The organism is Acinetobacter sp. YT-02 (assembly GCF_002412355.1).
Classification (GTDB): Bacteria; Pseudomonadota; Gammaproteobacteria; order Pseudomonadales; family Moraxellaceae; genus Acinetobacter; species Acinetobacter towneri.
In genome coordinates this window covers 60,062-76,109 of the sequence record NZ_NOZT01000008.1, presented here as the reverse complement: position 1 = coordinate 76,109, position 16,048 = coordinate 60,062, and the positions used below count along the sequence as shown (strand labels likewise).

At 42.3% G+C, this 16,048-nt stretch carries 11 protein-coding genes; 6 read left to right on the top strand and 5 right to left on the bottom strand.

Translation table 11 applies throughout. The features are described from left to right. Window positions 1-32: 32 nt before the first annotated feature. Window positions 33-2,174, top strand: coding sequence for a phosphate acetyltransferase (gene pta, locus CF596_RS04765; protein ID WP_004974865.1), 2,142 nt, complete (start codon window positions 33-35; stop codon window positions 2,172-2,174). 114 nt (window positions 2,175-2,288) lie between these two features. Here the strand turns inward: pta and CF596_RS04760 are convergent, their stop codons facing one another. After that, the gene (locus tag CF596_RS04760; protein WP_026438429.1) at window positions 2,289-2,900 is read right to left on the bottom strand and encodes a class I SAM-dependent methyltransferase; all 612 of its coding nucleotides are present in this window, start codon (window positions 2,898-2,900) and stop codon (window positions 2,289-2,291) included. Window positions 2,901-3,136: 236 nt separating this feature from the next. Here CF596_RS04760 and CF596_RS04755 point away from each other — a divergent pair, with 236 nt between their 5' ends. After that, window positions 3,137-4,663: a fumarate hydratase gene (locus CF596_RS04755; RefSeq protein ID WP_004974861.1), complete on the top strand. Its 1,527-nt coding sequence runs from the start codon at window positions 3,137-3,139 to the stop codon at window positions 4,661-4,663. A 108-nt stretch (window positions 4,664-4,771) separates the two neighbouring features. On the opposite strand, the gene CF596_RS04750 is transcribed toward CF596_RS04755, so the two are convergent. From CF596_RS04750 to tig, 4 genes are all read right to left on the bottom strand, one after another. Next, entirely contained in the window at window positions 4,772-5,488 is a 717-nt protein-coding gene (locus CF596_RS04750; RefSeq protein WP_096901390.1) for a DUF2846 domain-containing protein, read from the bottom strand. Between the two features lie 192 nt (window positions 5,489-5,680). Continuing rightward, window positions 5,681-6,991, bottom strand: a complete 1,311-nt coding sequence (clpX, locus tag CF596_RS04745; RefSeq protein WP_096901389.1) for an ATP-dependent protease ATP-binding subunit ClpX — start codon at window positions 6,989-6,991, stop codon at window positions 5,681-5,683. 29 nt (window positions 6,992-7,020) lie between these two features. Continuing rightward, entirely contained in the window at window positions 7,021-7,626 is a 606-nt protein-coding gene (gene clpP, locus CF596_RS04740; RefSeq protein ID WP_019836825.1) for an ATP-dependent Clp endopeptidase proteolytic subunit ClpP, read from the bottom strand. A gap of 191 nt (window positions 7,627-7,817) precedes the next feature. Further along, a complete protein-coding gene (gene tig / locus CF596_RS04735; RefSeq protein WP_004974853.1) occupies window positions 7,818-9,149 on the bottom strand; it encodes a trigger factor in 1,332 nt (443 codons plus the stop codon). Between the two features lie 265 nt (window positions 9,150-9,414). Here tig and CF596_RS04730 point away from each other — a divergent pair, with 265 nt between their 5' ends. The 4 genes from CF596_RS04730 to CF596_RS04715 all read left to right on the top strand — a co-directional run bounded on the left by CF596_RS04730 (window position 9,415) and on the right by CF596_RS04715 (window position 16,028). Further along, window positions 9,415-11,550 carry a TonB-dependent receptor gene (locus CF596_RS04730; RefSeq protein WP_096901388.1) on the top strand — a complete coding sequence of 712 codons (2,136 nt, stop codon included), beginning with the start codon at window positions 9,415-9,417 and terminating at the stop codon, window positions 11,548-11,550. 294 nt (window positions 11,551-11,844) lie between these two features. Then, window positions 11,845-14,079, top strand: coding sequence for a catecholate siderophore receptor Fiu (locus CF596_RS04725; protein WP_096901387.1), 2,235 nt, complete (start codon window positions 11,845-11,847; stop codon window positions 14,077-14,079). Window positions 14,080-14,238: 159 nt separating this feature from the next. Next, entirely contained in the window at window positions 14,239-14,922 is a 684-nt protein-coding gene (locus tag CF596_RS04720; RefSeq protein ID WP_096901386.1) for a Fe2+-dependent dioxygenase, read from the top strand. Beyond that, window positions 14,919-16,028 carry an alpha-hydroxy acid oxidase gene (locus CF596_RS04715; RefSeq protein ID WP_096901385.1) on the top strand — a complete coding sequence of 370 codons (1,110 nt, stop codon included), beginning with the start codon at window positions 14,919-14,921 and terminating at the stop codon, window positions 16,026-16,028. The genes CF596_RS04720 and CF596_RS04715 overlap by 4 nt, the downstream gene beginning before the upstream one ends. The last annotated feature ends 20 nt before the right edge of the window (window positions 16,029-16,048 follow it).

Below are 16,048 nucleotides of genomic sequence, written 5' to 3'. Positions count from 1 at the left end.
TCAATCAGTCCCTTTACGATTTAGAAAAAATTATGAAAACAATACTTTTGGTTCCTACAGAAATTGGTGTTGGTTTAACATCAGCATGTTTAGGTTTAATTTACGCTTTGGAATGCCAAGGCGTAAAAGCAGGTTTCTTAAAGCCTTTTTCACAAGAATTACAACCTGAAGCAGACCGCACAACTGCGTTGTATCGTCACCTGTTCAAGCATGAAACAGTTGAGCCGATTTCTTATACTGCGCTGACTGAGCGTTTAAAAAATGATGAAAATGACGAATTGCTTGAAGATGCAGTTCGTTTACATCGTGAAATTTCTAAACATCACGATATCATTATTGTAGAAGGCGTGTTGCCAAACGGACGTGATCCATTTGCAACTGAATTGAATGCAAATTTGGCTAAAGCACTTGATGCAAAAGTCATTATTGTCAGCAATGCCGACATCAACAATGCTGTTAAAACAGCGTCAAAAGTAGACAATCAATTACGTTTCTTTGGTGGTGCAACTTGTGAGCGTACTGCGGGCGTATTGTTTATGCGTACCAAAGGTTTACCAGAAGATTCTGCACAAATTCCTGTTACGCTTGATCCAAACTTACGTTTAATTAGCGACACCAACCAGTTTGTCAGCAAAATTCAAACTACACATCCAATGATTGGTAAAGATTGCATGCCAGTGATTGGCTTGGTGCCATTCAGCAATACTTTAAGTGTGCCACGCATGTCGGACTTGGCTGCACACATTTCTGCAGAATGGATTAACCAAGGTGAAGCAGCGCAGCGCCGTGTATTACACAGCAGCTTAATTGCATCGAATATTGAACACGAAATGCATAAATTCGTTGCAGGCGAGCTGATTATCAGTGGTTCTGACCGTGTCGATGTATTGCTTGCCAGTAGCTTAGCCAGCAGCAATGGTATTCCACTTGCAGGTTTGGTGTTAACTGAACATCAAGCACCAAGCGCACAAGCTTTAGAGTTCTGCCAAGCAGCAATGAAAAATGGCTTGCCAATTTTACATACTAAATTGAGCACCTTTGAAACTGCACAACAGTTATTAAACCTGAGCAACGAAATTCCTGTAGATGATACTGAGCGTGCAGAACAAGTTACCCGCTTTGTGGCCAGTCACATCAATGCAGAATGGTTAACCCAATTAATCAGCGATACGCATAAACCACGTTTATCGCCTTCTGCGTTCCGCCATGAATTGGTGCAAAAATCTATTGCAGCGAAAAAACGTATCGTGCTTCCAGAGGGTGATGAGCCACGTACCGTTCAAGCTGCAGCGATTTGTCAATCACGTGGTATTGCCCACTGCGTATTATTGGCAAAACCAGAAGCGGTAGTCGATGTTGCCAAAGCACGCGGTATTGAGCTTCCACACGACTTAGAAATCATTGATCCTGACTTGATTCGTGAAAACTATGTCGAAAAAATGGTTGCGATGCGTAAAGGCAAACTTACTGACGATCAAGCACGTGAACAGCTGCAAGACACTGTCGTATTAGGTACGATGATGTTAGCACTTGATCAGGTTGATGGTTTGGTGTCTGGTGCTGTGCATACTACAGCCAATACAGTTCGTCCCGCATTCCAGCTCATTAAAACTGCACCTGATTATTCATTGGTATCTTCAGTATTCTTTATGCTGTTACCAGATGAAGTATATGTGTACGGTGACTGTGCGATTAACCCAGACCCAGATGCTGAACAATTGGCTGAAATTGCGATTCAATCTGCTGACTCTGCAAAAGCGTTTGGTATTGACCCACGTATTGCCATGATTTCTTACTCAACTGGTACTTCGGGTGCAGGTGCTGACGTAGAAAAAGTAGCGAAAGCGACTGAAATTGCGAAACAACGTCGTCCTGACTTACTGATTGATGGCCCATTACAGTACGATGCAGCATCGGTTGAAAGTGTTGGTCGCTCTAAAGCACCAAACTCTCAAGTTGCAGGTCGCGCCAATGTGTTCATTTTCCCTGACTTGAACACAGGTAACACGACGTATAAAGCAGTACAGCGTTCTGCTAACGTGGTGAGTGTTGGCCCAATGCTACAAGGCTTGAACAAGCCAGTGAATGACTTGTCACGTGGTGCATTGGTAGATGACATTGTGTTCACGATTGCATTGACTGCGATTCAGGCAGAGCAACAAGCAGCTCAATAATTCGTAAAGTTAAGTTTTACAAACCACCTGATTGAAAAATTGGGTGGTTTTTTTATTCCACACTGTAGATTCACAGATCACTACAAAAATTGATTAGCTCCATCCAATCTATTTTTAAAACCTCTGCACCAACCACACCGTATGCCCTGCACAGTCCTGATCTTCCGCGAGCATTTTCACAACTTTAAAGCCATAATCTTTTAACAATTGCCGATATTCATCCTGCGACAAACTGGCGTGATAAAGTGCTTCACCAAACATTTCCCCAATCGCCTCACCCGCAGCAGGTCCACTGCTAAACATTAAAACTGTATTGGCGGTAGACCATTGCGCAAATTTCTCGAACATGCAGCGCTGATCGTTTGGCGTTAAATGAAAAAAGCTATCCCACGCCAAAATACCATCAAAGCACCGATTCAAGTTCACTGAGCGCATATCGGCTTCAATCCAGCACTGTTCAGGAAAATGTTCACGTGCCATCTCCAGCATGCTGTCTGCGCTATCTACTCCTGTAAGTTGATGCCCATGCTGTAATAGATATGCAGCAATAGGACGCCCCGAACCACAGCCCAAATCTAATATTTTGGCCTGCGCAGGCAAATAAGCAAGAAAACGATCCAGCCAAGTTTTTTCATATAACAACTGACCGCGCAAGTCTGTCCACGCTTTTGCATGCCGTTGATAAATGGGGATAATCTGAGCAGCTAAATGCGTGTGATCATTCATATTTACCCCAAACATCATTCCAAAGAAGTCTTTGAACATAGCTGAATTTGCACCAACAAAACAGCAAAATCATGGCCCGTTTTGACGACATAATTTTATGGATATTTCACAAATTCTCTCAAGCTAACGACTGATATTAAACTTTCGCCCAAAGCTTGATCAAAGTGCCCACAATCGCTGCATTTTATCTTATAATTTAGCCCGCTAGCTATCCGCCCGCTCAAGAGATTTTTGATATGACAACTATTATCAAGCAAGATGACTTGATCACTTCGATCAAAGACGCGCTTCAGTTCATTTCCTACTATCATCCACAAGACTTCATCCAAGCGATGAGCCGTGCTTATGATCGTGAAGAAAACAAAGCTGCGAAAGATGCGATTGCACAGATCTTAATTAACTCACGTATGTGTGCAGAAGGTCATCGTCCAATCTGTCAAGATACTGGTATCGTAAACGTATTCCTTGAAGTGGGTTTAGACGTTAAATTTGATTTAACGATGAGCTTGGACGATGCAATCAACGAAGGTGTACGTCAAGGTTACCTAGAAAACTCAAACGTACTTCGTGCATCGGTATTGGCTGATCCTGCATTTGGTCGTAAAAACACCAAAGACAACACCCCTGCAGTAATTCACTACAAACTCGTTCCGGGTAACAAAGTAGATATTACAGTTGCTGCCAAAGGTGGCGGTTCAGAAAACAAATCTAAATTGGCGATGTTGAACCCATCTGACTCAATTGTAGATTGGGTACTTAAAACTGTTCCAACTATGGGTGCAGGCTGGTGTCCACCGGGTATGCTCGGTATTGGTATTGGTGGTACTGCTGAAAAAGCCATGATGCTTGCAAAAGAAGCACTTATGGAAGAAATCAACATGGACGAATTATTACGTCGCGGTCCACAAAACAAAATGGAAGAACTCCGTATCGAGATCTTCGAGAAAGTGAATGCTCTTGGTATTGGCGCACAAGGTTTGGGCGGCTTAACCACAGTTCTTGATATTAAAATTAAAGACTACCCTTGCCACGCTGCAGGCAAACCAGTGGGTATGATTCCAAACTGTGCTGCAACTCGTCACGCACACTTCCAGTTAGATGGTTCAGGTGTAGCCCATATTCAAGCACCTAAACTTGAAGACTACCCAGAAGTAACTTGGGATTCTTCTAAATCTAAACGTGTAGATTTAGACAACATTACTCAAGAAGAAATGAACTCTTGGCAGCCGGGCGATACGTTGTTATTAAACGGTACGATTTACACAGGTCGTGATGCTGCACATAAGCGCATGGTCGACATGATCAACAATGGTGAAGAATTACCAGTCGACTTAAAAGGCAAATTCATTTACTACGTTGGCCCTGTCGATCCTGTTGGTGATGAGGTCGTTGGCCCTGCAGGTCCAACAACGGCAACCCGTATGGACAAATTCACCCGCCAAGTCTTAGAACACACTGGTTTGTTCGGTATGATTGGTAAGGCAGATCGTGGTCCTGCAGCCATTGAAGCGATCAAAGACCACAAAGCGACTTACCTCATGGCAGTAGGTGGTGCAGCTTACCTCGTATCTAAAGCAGTACGTGAAGCAGAAGTGGTTGCTTTTGAAGACTTAGGTATGGAAGCGATCTACAAATTCAAAGTGGAAGATATGCCTGTGTCTGTTGCAGTTGATGTCAACGGTACATCGATCCACGCGATTGCACCAAAAATCTGGCAAGCTAAAATTGGCAAAATTCCTGTTGTAGATGCAGCAGCAGAATAATATTCCAATTTAGCAATAAGCCAAACCAAAAAGCACCCAAATTTAGGGTGCTTTTTTATGCGTGTTAGAAATGAATGAAAGCGATGCGCGAGATAAAGATACAAGCCTTTACCACGTTCTCGGATCCCACAATTTAAAGGGTTGGGTTAAATGTACATCTTCTGCAGGGTCATATTTTTCATGCTTGATTTTTTGTGGCTTTTTACGCAACTTGCCTGTGGTTTGATCTTCCGCGACAAAGTTATAGCTTTCTGTTTTTAGTTGAGTAAATGCAATTTCCTGTTGTGCCGTACTTGCAGGCATGAGCATTAAAGGCCCAGAAACTTCTTTGCGAGTACTTAGGTTTTCTTCATCATACTTAATAAAATACGACTGCCCTGCCTGCACCTGAAAATCCAAATACTTCGGTTTTTGGAAATGTAATGCCCCCAAAGGACGGCTCACACTCAGACGATACGCACCTGGTGCCAGTTCAACCCAGTAATAATGATTGTGTAGTAAACTTGGAATCCGATGTTTGTTGATAAACATACTGGTCGCGACAATTTCCTGTCTGTTCCATTTGGAATCTGGACGATATAAATACACGATGGCAGCATCGGCATGTTGTGCCTGAACAGGTTTAAAATTTTGCCCTAGTTTTTGATTGACCCAACCACCAATGGTCATCATGCCCAAACGGTGTTGTTCTACAAAACCAGGTTTTTGTTCTAAATCTAAAACTTTTAAGGTACTAGGTGGTTGCGTTTGTTGCACCACGTTTTTTTTGCCATGACATCCCAGCAACATTAAACTGGTCACGACCAAGATTGCGACACCACGCATGTCTATCCCTCACTGCGTTTCTTATTTTTGTAAATCACGTTTTTGAAATCACGCTGCAAATTCATTTTGCAATTGTTGTTTTGAATAATGGGCATCCACGCCTAGGTCTAAGATTAACACTGCCTTGATTTTTTTGACAATAAAAAACGTGCCGAAACCTAGCGTTTCGGCACGTTTCAGACGAATAGCGTATTAAGCAGTTTTGCTGCCCAATACTTTTAAGTCAACTTTTTCTTCCACTGGCTCTTCAGCTTTGGCTTGACGCTCGACCCGAAATTCAGGCTTCGCACCGTCTTCAATCACTGCTTCAGTCACCACCACTGTGCCAACATCGGTACGACTTGGTAAGTCGTACATGGTTTCAAGTAAGGCATTTTCCAGAATTGAACGCAAACCACGCGCACCTGTATTACGCTCAAGGGCTTTTTTCGCCACTGCACGTAACGCTGCATCTTCAAAGACTAAATCGACATTTTCCATCTCGAATAAGTATTGATACTGACGGGTTAAAGCATTTTTCGGCTCGGTCAGAATTTGCATCAATGCATCTTCATCTAGCTCGTCTAGCGTTGCAATCACAGGCAAACGACCAATGAACTCTGGAATTAAACCAAATTTCACCAAGTCGGTTGCTTCTACCTGACGGAACAAATCAGACAATTGCTTGCCTTCATCTTTTTTCTTGACGTCTGCGGTAAAACCAATGCCGCCTTTTTCTTGGCGTTGCTGCACAATTTTCTCTAAACCAGAGAATGCACCACCACAAATAAACAAGATATTTGAAGTGTCAATTTGAATGAATTCTTGCTGCGGATGCTTTCGTCCACCTTGAGGGGGAATAGAAGCTACCGTGCCCTCAATCATTTTGAGTAAAGCTTGCTGAACACCTTCACCAGACACATCACGAGTAATCGATGGGTTTTCAGACTTACGCGTAATCTTGTCGATCTCATCAATGTAGATAATGCCTTTTTGTGCTTTTTCTACATCGTAATCGGCTTTTTGCAACAGCTTTTGTACGATATTTTCGACATCTTCACCCACATAACCCGCTTCGGTTAAAGTCGTGGCATCTGCCATTGCAAAAGGCACATCCAATAGACGCGCTAAGGTCTGTGCAAGTAAGGTTTTACCCGAACCCGTTGGACCGATCAACATAATGTTACTTTTTGAAATTTCGACAGGATCGCCTGCTTTATGCGCCTGATTGCTCACTTTTAGGCGTTTGTAATGGTTATATACTGCAACCGATAAAGTTTTTTTCGCAGTATCTTGACCAATCACATACTGATCAAGCGCAGCACGAATTTCATGTGGTTTTGGCAATGGACGTGTTGCCCAATCACCCGACTCAACTTGTTGACTGGTCTGAACCAAGTCTAAGCATACGTCCACACATTCATTACAGATGTATGCGTCCTCGCCTGCAATCAGCTTCCCGACTTCAGACTGCGTTTTACCGCAAAATGAACAATGTTTTTGTCCCTGAGGATGTTCGGACATAGTCACTCCAATATTTCAATCTTTAAAACTTATGGACGTTTTGTTAAAACTTCATCCACAAGACCGTATTCTTTTGCTGCCTGTGCAGTCATGAAATTGTCACGGTCGGTGTCTCTTGCGACAGTTTCATAGTCCTGACCACTATGTTCTGCCATTAAACGATTCAAACGCTCTTTAATGAATAAAATTTCTCGCGCATGAATTTCAATATCAGATGCCTGACCACGGAAACCACCCAGCGGCTGATGAATCATGACACGGGCATTTTCAAGACAGTACCGCTTACCTTTTGCACCTGCATTGAGCAGGAATGCACCCATAGATGCTGCTTGTCCCATACAGTAAGTCACGACGTCTGGTTTAATAAATTGCATGGTATCGTAAATTGCCATACCTGCAGTCACTGAACCACCTGGTGAGTTAATGTAAAGGTGAATATCTTTATCTGGGTTCTCAGCTTCTAAAAACAACATCTGCGCCACAATTAAGTTGGCCATATTATCTTCAACTTCACCCGTCAAGAAAATGACACGTTCACGTAAAAGACGTGAATAAATATCAAAAGAACGCTCACCACGAGAGGATTGTTCGACCACCATGGGAATTAAAGCATTTTCAATTGTTGGAACATACATAATGGTTATTTATTCCTAAATTTGTGTGACACGACTCATGTTCACAATATGAGGGATAATTGTCTAAATTGCAAAATATTCACGGCTTAAATCATAGATATTTTGAGTAACAAGCGATCAATCTCTGAAAAAAATGTAATCCGCGATGCAATAAAAAAGGCGCACGAAGCGCCTTTTTGTATCAAAACAAATTAGCCTTGTTGACGAGCTTGCTGCTCTTTCAATAAGTCTTCATAGCTTACAGTTGTATCTGTAACTTTTGCAGAAGCTAAGATGTGATCTACAACCTGGTCTTCTAAAACAACAGCTTCAATTTGTGAACGTTGTTGTTTGTCGTTTTTGAAATATTCGATCACTTCGCTTGGATCTTCATAAGAAGAAGCCATGTCTTCGATGTACGCATCTACACGCGCTTGATCTACTTCAAGTTTAGCATTTTCTAATACTTTGCTAACCAATACGCCAAGTTTTACAGATTTTTCAGCTTGTTCTTTGAACAATTCATCTGGAAGCATGCTTGAGTCAAATGCTTTTGCACCTTGCGCACCAAACTGTTGTGTGAATTGCTGAATCATTTGTTGACGTTGACGGTCAATTTCTTGAGCAACCATTGCAGACGGAATTTCAACCTCGTTTGCCGCAACGAGTGCATCAAAAGTTGCGCCTTTTACTTGGTTACGTAAACCGTTTTTCACTTCACGTTCCATGTTTTTACGAACGTCAGCTTTTAACTTTTCTACGCCTTCTTCTTCAGAAATACCGAAGATTTGTAGGAATTCAGCATCAATTTCTGGAAGTTTTTGCTTTTCAACCAGCTTCAATGTGATTTTGAATTGTGCTGCTTTACCTGCAAGGTTCGCTGCTTGATAGTCTTCAGGGAAAGTTACATCAATCACTTTCTCTTCGCCTTTTTTCATGCCCACGATACCATCTTCAAAACCAGGAATCATGCGACCAGAACCAAGTACCAGTTTAAAGTCTTCAGCTTCACCGCCTTCAAACTTCTCGCCATCTACGGTGCCTTCAAAGTCAAAAGTCACTTGCATGTCTTTTTTCGCCATGCCTTTGGTTTCAACCCAAGAAGCACGTTGCTTTTGAAGGTTTTCAAGCATTTGTTCAACATCGCTATCATTTACTTCAGAAGACTTGCGTTCAACTTCCAAACCGTCAAATTTCACTTCAACTTCTGGATAAACTTCAACAGTCGCTTCATATACTAAAGCGTCGTCTTTCATTTCAGTTTTTTCGATGTTTGGCATACCCACAGCATTGATTTTTTCTTGTTGGATTGCTTCAAACACGGTGTCACGAATAATGTCGTTAACCACTTCTTGATAAATACCCGCACCGTATTCACGACGAACAACGTTTAGAGGCACTTTACCTGGACGGAAACCGTTGATCTTCACAGTTTTGGCAGTGCGTTTCAAGCGAGCTTCAAACTGCTCGTTAATACGGCTCGTCGGTACAGATACATTTAAACGACGGGCAACGCCCGAAACCGCTTCAGAAGTTACTTGCATGGCTTCCTCGATATAGTTAGTAATAACAGTTTATAAAAAAGTGCCATATTATATGACAACATTTAAGGATATACAAAATACGATCTGATCTCGACTGAATTTTAATTCGTTCGCGGAACATTTTTTGTAAAATTTCAACTTTTGTATATTTTTTGTTGTAAATAAGAATCCTTATCATTATTATTAGCCAAATTCTTCATGAATGATTCTAATTACCATCTAGGTCCAATTGGCGTCATCAATTCATTATTAGAGATTTTATTTTATGGCTAAGTTTAACCCACACCCGCTGTATCTTGCTTTACTTGGGGCAGCATCAACTTCAGTTTTTGCAAATAGCTCTACCGATGCGACTTCAACCCATCAACTTTCCACGATTGTGGTTTCAGCGGCAGGGTTTGAACAAGAACTAAAAAATGCCCCTGCTTCTATTAGTGTGGTCACCAAAGAAGATATTGAAAAGAAAAATGCCACTAGCATTGCTGACTTACTGGCTGATGTCCCTGGAGTCGATATTCGTAACGGCGTAGGTAAAACCTCAAACTTAAATATCGGTTTGCGTGGTATGGGGCAAGAGTACACGCTGATTCTGATTGATGGACGTCGTCAAACCACATCTTCAGATGTCACTCCGAATGGTTTTGGTGAAACTGCGAGTGGCTATTTACCCCCTCTTGCCTCAATTGAACGCATTGAAGTGATTCGCGGCCCTATGGCAACACGCTATGGTTCAGAGGCAATGGGCGGTGTGATCAATATCATTACCAAAAAAGTCTCTGATGAATGGAATGGAAATGTCACTGTCAGCGGTAATGTGATGGAAAGTAATGCCGAAGCAGATTCATGGAAAACCAGTTTTGTCGTCAATGGACCACTGATCAATGACCGTTTAGGCTTACAACTACGTGGTAGCTATTTAGACCGTCAGCGTTCAGAACGCATTCAGGGCTCAACAGGTCGTGACCCACGCCCAAGTACAGCAGACAATTACGATGTTGGTGCTAAACTCGACTTTAAACTGGATGATCAAAATTCATTTTGGATAGATGGTTTTCATTCTAGCCAGCAATATAAAAATGAAGATAACCGTTTAGGGACTTTAGATACCGCAACCAAAGCATCAGGTTATAAAGATGAATTAGAATTCAACCGTACTCAAATTTCTTTGGGACATGAAGGTAATTACGATTTTGGGATTTGGAAAAGCTATGTTAGCCATTCAGACACTGAAACTAAAGGTCGTACTCTACCAACCGATGCTTTTGACAAAACTGCGCAGCAGAACAATCCACTCATTGGCAGTGACCGTACTTTAGAAAATACCGATCTGGTTGCAGATAGCCATCTAATTTCCACCTTTGGTGCGCACAAAGTTACAGTCGGTGCAGAATATAAAAAGCTCACCATTCGTGACAATATTGCTCAACATAAAAGCGGCAAAGATGAATTTGAGAAAGACTCTTGGGCAATCTATGCCGAAGATGAGTGGAGCTTACTCGACAATTTGACCTTCACGTTTGGTACACGCTATGAAGACCACTCTGGTTTTGGTGGCGAGTTTAGTCCACGTGCTTATTTAGTCTGGAATACCAATGATATTTTAACCATTAAGGGTGGTGTCAGCACAGGTTATAAAGCACCTTCGCCTAAGGCACTCTACGATGGTTTAATCAATATGAGTGGTCAGGGTTCGACCTATGTATTTGGTAACTCTGCTTTAAAACCAGAAACATCGACCAATTACGAACTTGGTTTTAATTTACAGCCTAATGATCAGCTGAATTTTACCGCCACAGGCTTTTACAGCCAAATTGAAGATGCTATTGTTTCCCAAGACATCTCTAATTTAGCGATTTGCCCTGTAGATGATTGCTCTAGAAGTGTAAATGCCAACGAAGCCAAAATCTATGGTGCTGAAGCTTCTTTGCAGTACAGCATTATTCCTGAATGGAATGTTAAAGCGGCCTATACCTACACCAAAAGTGAAATTACAGATGGTAAAGATGAAGGATTAAATTATAACAATAATCCACGCAATGCCTTTAACCTAACTTCGACTTGGCACATTAATCCGAACGTTGATATATGGTTACAGCATGAATATAAATCAGATCGTACTCGTTTTAGTTCTAAACCTACAGGTGGTAATAACCTAATTATTTATAATATGTATGGAGATAAATTAGCTGGCTATAACTTGTTTAATTTAGGTGCAAGTTACTCACCGACAGACAAGATACGCTTCAATATGGCTGTGAACAATCTTCTAGATAAAGACTTCACTGAACATAAAACAAATGGCAATGTTACTGGCTACAAGTACCTTAGCTTAGGTTCAAGCATACAAGGTACTTACATTTCAGGTCGCAATTACTGGCTCTCTGTTTCTTATGACTTCTAAGCCTTAAATTTCTTTTTAAACCCTGCTTCGGCAGGGTTTTCTACCTTTTCTCTCTCCTTTTCTTACTGTTCTATCGTTTTTTTAAATAAAAATATTGATAATGATTATTATTTTCAAGTAAAAACCACACAAACCTACCGCTCACACATTGAGATTGATAATGATTCTCAATACAATTAGCAACACTTGTTATAGACGTCATAACAATAACTTCACACTTTATTCACATTTTGAGCTTGAACCAACGAATAAAGCATGACCTCGTGTTGGTTCACACTTAGGGAAATCGCATAAATGGCACAGATCAAAAGTCGCAAACACAACCGCTCTGCGCAACTGATGGCTTTAGCCGCCTCTCTTCCACTACTTGCTCATGCAGCAAACCCTGAAGATGACGTCACCCAGCTTCCCACTATTACGGTTAAATCTGAAGCTGAAAGCAAATACAAGGCAGATAACTTAAGTTCCGCAAAATACACTCAGCCGTTGTTAGATACCCCACAAACAATTTCTGTGATTAAAAAAGAAATGCTACAAGAACAAGGCGCAACGTCCTTAGTTGAAGCCTTACGCAATACACCAGGCATTACCCTACAATTGGGAGAAAATGGCAATACTAGTGCTGGCGATGCCTTTCAAATGCGTGGTTTTTCCACCCAAACCTCGACCTATGTTGATGGTGTCCGAGATTTAGGCGCAATCAGCCGTGATGTATTTAACATTGATCAAATTGAAGTTGTCAAAGGCCCATCGGGTTCAGAAGCGGGTCGTGGTGCAGCATCTGGTTATATCAATTTGGTCAGCAAATTACCGCAAAGTGAAAGCAGTCAGGAAATTTCTGCAACTTATAACACAGCACAACATACAAGACTCTCTGCAGATATTAACCAGGCCATCAATCCAAATACCGCCTTTCGCCTGAATGTGATGGGGCAAGAAGGCGGCATAGAAGGACGCGACTATATTGAAAACAATAGTTATGCCATCGCCCCTTCTATTGCCTTTGGATTAAACACTGCCACACGCCTTTATTTATATTCTCAACACATCAGACAACGCAATATTCCAGATGGTGGCATTCCAACTGTGGGCATGCAAGGCTTTTACAATACCGATTCACTGTTAGCCACTGCGCCTAAAGTCAATCGGGAGAATTTTTATGGCCATGTCAATGACTATGAAGATGTCGATGCTGATATGTTCACCGCAAAAATTGAAAGTGATTTAACCGATCAACTCAAACTGACCAATATCACCCGTGTAGCGAAAACCCACATGAATCGGGTTTTAACAGGCATCAATACAGGTGCAAATGGTCTTCGAACCAATGGTTCATCAAACCCTGCCGAATGGGAAGTGAACCGCTCCCGCCAAGGCGTCGATCAAGAAAATAAAATTCTGGCCAATCAAAGCACTTTAAACTGGAGTGTCAAAACGGGCGCAGTACAGCATGATGTTGTTGCAGGCATGGAGTTTTTAAAAGAACAGCAATCTAGCAAACTCATGGCAACCCAGATGCCTGGCGAAGCCACTGCCGATACACCGTGGGCCAATCTTTATCACCCAGACCGCAATCAAGCCATGCCACCACTAATTTACAATGGTGGTTATACCGATGGTGAAACCCAAACCGCAGCCGCCTATTTATTTGATACTTTAAAATTTGGAGAGCGTTTTCAACTGAACGGCGGCGTGCGTGTAGATTATTATGAAACCGATTATCAGGGACTTACTCTGCCACGTGGAGGAAATGCTTTGGTGGCTGCCGATCTCAGCACCCACGATACGCTGTTCAGCTGGAAACTTGGCGCTGTATATAAGCCTACATTAAATAGCAGTATTTACGCTGCGTATGCAAAATCACTAACGCCACCCGGCAGCACCAACTTTACCCTGTCTGAATCAGGCAATGACGCGATCAATGCGCAGCCTCAAGAAACTCATCATTATGAAGTAGGCAGTAAATGGGAGTTACTCCAAGGGAAACTGGCTTTAGCTGCTGCAGCATATCGTACAGAAAATGAAAATCAATCGACTATAGATCCAATTTCTCAGCTTGCTGTACAAGAGGGTAAAAAACGGGTCGATGGCATTGAGTTGAGTGCCGTCGGTCAAATGACCGAAAACTGGAATTTGTCTGCAGGCGTTGCGCACATGAAAGTGAAACAACTGAATCAACGTTCATCGAGTGCCACAACCTTATCGGAACGTTGGTCGCCAGAGTGGACTGCAAGTTTATGGTCGACCTATGACTTGGCGGGCTTTAAATTAGGTTTGGGCGCGCGTTATGTCGATGAACAAAAACGTGTTGTGACTGATAGCAATGCACCAGCCAACATGCCAAATATTCCAGGCTATGTCGTGTTTGATGCATTGGCAGGCTACAACTTCAACAATAATGTCTCGTTAAATTTAAACCTTTATAACCTTGCCGATAAAGAATACATCAGCACGCTAAACAATGGTGGTGGTCGCGTCGTGCTTGGGCAGCCACGCTCGGCAGCAATCAGCTTAAACTACAAGTTCTAAGTTATAGCAAATCTGTAGTAGCCCGCTTAAAACAGGCTACGGATTTAGATTCGAGCGATAGATTATTTTTCATACCATCTATTGCTCGAACTTTGCATGCCGAACAACGCTGTAGAATGTTCAGCAGTTTGAATTCAAACTTTTTCAGGAAGAATCGGTATGATGCTTCACATTCCAGAAGTCCTCAGCAAAATGCAAGTCCAACGAATTTGTGCTGAATTGGACACCGCAGATGCATGGCAAAATGGTCAACTCAGTGCAGGGGCTCAAGCACAGAAAATTAAACAGAATTTGCAGTTTGACCTGCAACATCCGAGCTATGCAACACTGTCACAAGACATCCTCAGCGCACTGAAACAGCAGACTTTATTACAGTCGTTCGCGCTCCCTTTGCATATCCTCCAGCCGATGTTCAATTGTTATCAAAACACAGCAACCTATGGCAATCATGTTGATAATGCCGTGCAATATTGCGCACAGGTACAACGTCCGATTCGCACGGATGTGTCCATGACCCTTTTTTTAAGTGAGCCTGAAGAATATCAGGGCGGTGAACTGATTATTGAAGACAATTACGGTAGTCATGAAGTCAAACTCAGTGCAGGTGATGCCATCGTGTACCCTGCTACTAGTTTACATCGGGTCGAACCTGTTACAGCAGGTCAAAGAATTGCAGCGTTTACATGGTGTCAAAGTATGGTAAAAGATGACTGGCAACGCAGTATGCTGTTCAATTTAGATATGACTATTTTGCAATTGCGTCAACAACTTGGAGATACAGCAGAAGTATTGGCACTGACTGCACATTATCACAATCTGATTCGTCAATGGAGTCAGTTATGAATAGCCTCCCCTTGGCAGCTTTGAATCACATTCCGCCACACTTACACACCATTGCCGACTATCAAAAACAGGCACAATTACACTTAGATGCAGCCACTTGGGCCAATTTAGAAGGCGCTGCGGGTGATGAGTATAGTCTAAAAAACAATCTACGTGCGTTTGCCGATATTCAATTGCTGCCCCGCCATTTAAATTCTTTTTCAGGGGCAAATACGCAAATTCAGCTCTTAGGTGAACACTATCCCCACCCAATTTTTTTAGCTCCCGTAGCTTATCAACAACTGTTTCATCCGCAGGGGGAAGTTGCCACAGCGCAAGCAGCATCTGCCCTACAAGCGCCTATGATTCTCAGCCATTTAAGCACCACCTCAATGAGCGCACTGAATCAGGTTTCAGCCGCAGCAAAATGGTTTCAACTGTATTGGCAAGGCAGTCGTAAAGCCGCTTTGGATTTGATTTTTCAAGCTCAATATCATGCTTTTCAAGCGATTGTACTCACGGTTGATGCACCCCACATGGGCATTCGGGATCGTGAACGTCGCGCTTATTTTCAATTACCTGCACATATTCGGGCAGTATATCAAACACCTGTGAACACCTCTCATCTCAAGGAAAATCAGCATCCTCTTTTTGATGGATTGATGCAGCAAGCCGCCACATGGGAAGATATTGCTTGGCTAGTCCAACACAGCCCACTTCCTATTTTACTCAAAGGAATTTTACACCCTGCCGATGCACAACAGGCGTATCAATGCGGCGTACAAGGGATTATTGTGTCTAATCACGGTGGTCGAGTTTTAGATACCGCAGTCAGTCCAATTCAAGTTTTAAGCACGATGCGAAAAATTTTACCGCACGATTTCCCTATTCTATTGGACAGTGGTATCCGTCGTGGCACAGATATTTTTAAGGCATTGGCCTTAGGGGCAAATGCAGTATTAATTGGACGGCCATATATTTATGGCTTGGCAGTTGCAGGTGCACTAGGGGCAGCACATAGCATCAAGCTCTTAAAAGAAGAATTTGAAGTCACAATGGCACTTATGGGAACAAACTGCATCGAACTAATCAACAGCAGTTATATTTATCACCAAAACAGCCAATAACCGAAAAATATTTCACAGCA

Coding starts and splice junctions, on each gene's coding strand:
- CF596_RS04755 (WP_004974861.1), top strand. CDS start 3,137: ATGACAACTATTATCAAGCAAGATGACTTGATCACTTCGATCAAAGAC.
- CF596_RS04720 (WP_096901386.1), top strand. CDS start 14,239: ATGATGCTTCACATTCCAGAAGTCCTCAGCAAAATGCAAGTCCAACGA.
- CF596_RS04715 (WP_096901385.1), top strand. CDS start 14,919: ATGAATAGCCTCCCCTTGGCAGCTTTGAATCACATTCCGCCACACTTA.
- CF596_RS04730 (WP_096901388.1), top strand. CDS start 9,415: ATGGCTAAGTTTAACCCACACCCGCTGTATCTTGCTTTACTTGGGGCA.
- CF596_RS04760 (WP_026438429.1), bottom strand. CDS start 2,900: ATGAATGATCACACGCATTTAGCTGCTCAGATTATCCCCATTTATCAA.
- pta (WP_004974865.1), top strand. CDS start 33: ATGAAAACAATACTTTTGGTTCCTACAGAAATTGGTGTTGGTTTAACA.
- CF596_RS04750 (WP_096901390.1), bottom strand. CDS start 5,488: ATGCGTGGTGTCGCAATCTTGGTCGTGACCAGTTTAATGTTGCTGGGA.
- clpX (WP_096901389.1), bottom strand. CDS start 6,991: ATGTCCGAACATCCTCAGGGACAAAAACATTGTTCATTTTGCGGTAAA.
- clpP (WP_019836825.1), bottom strand. CDS start 7,626: ATGTATGTTCCAACAATTGAAAATGCTTTAATTCCCATGGTGGTCGAA.
- tig (WP_004974853.1), bottom strand. CDS start 9,149: ATGCAAGTAACTTCTGAAGCGGTTTCGGGCGTTGCCCGTCGTTTAAAT.
- CF596_RS04725 (WP_096901387.1), top strand. CDS start 11,845: ATGGCACAGATCAAAAGTCGCAAACACAACCGCTCTGCGCAACTGATG.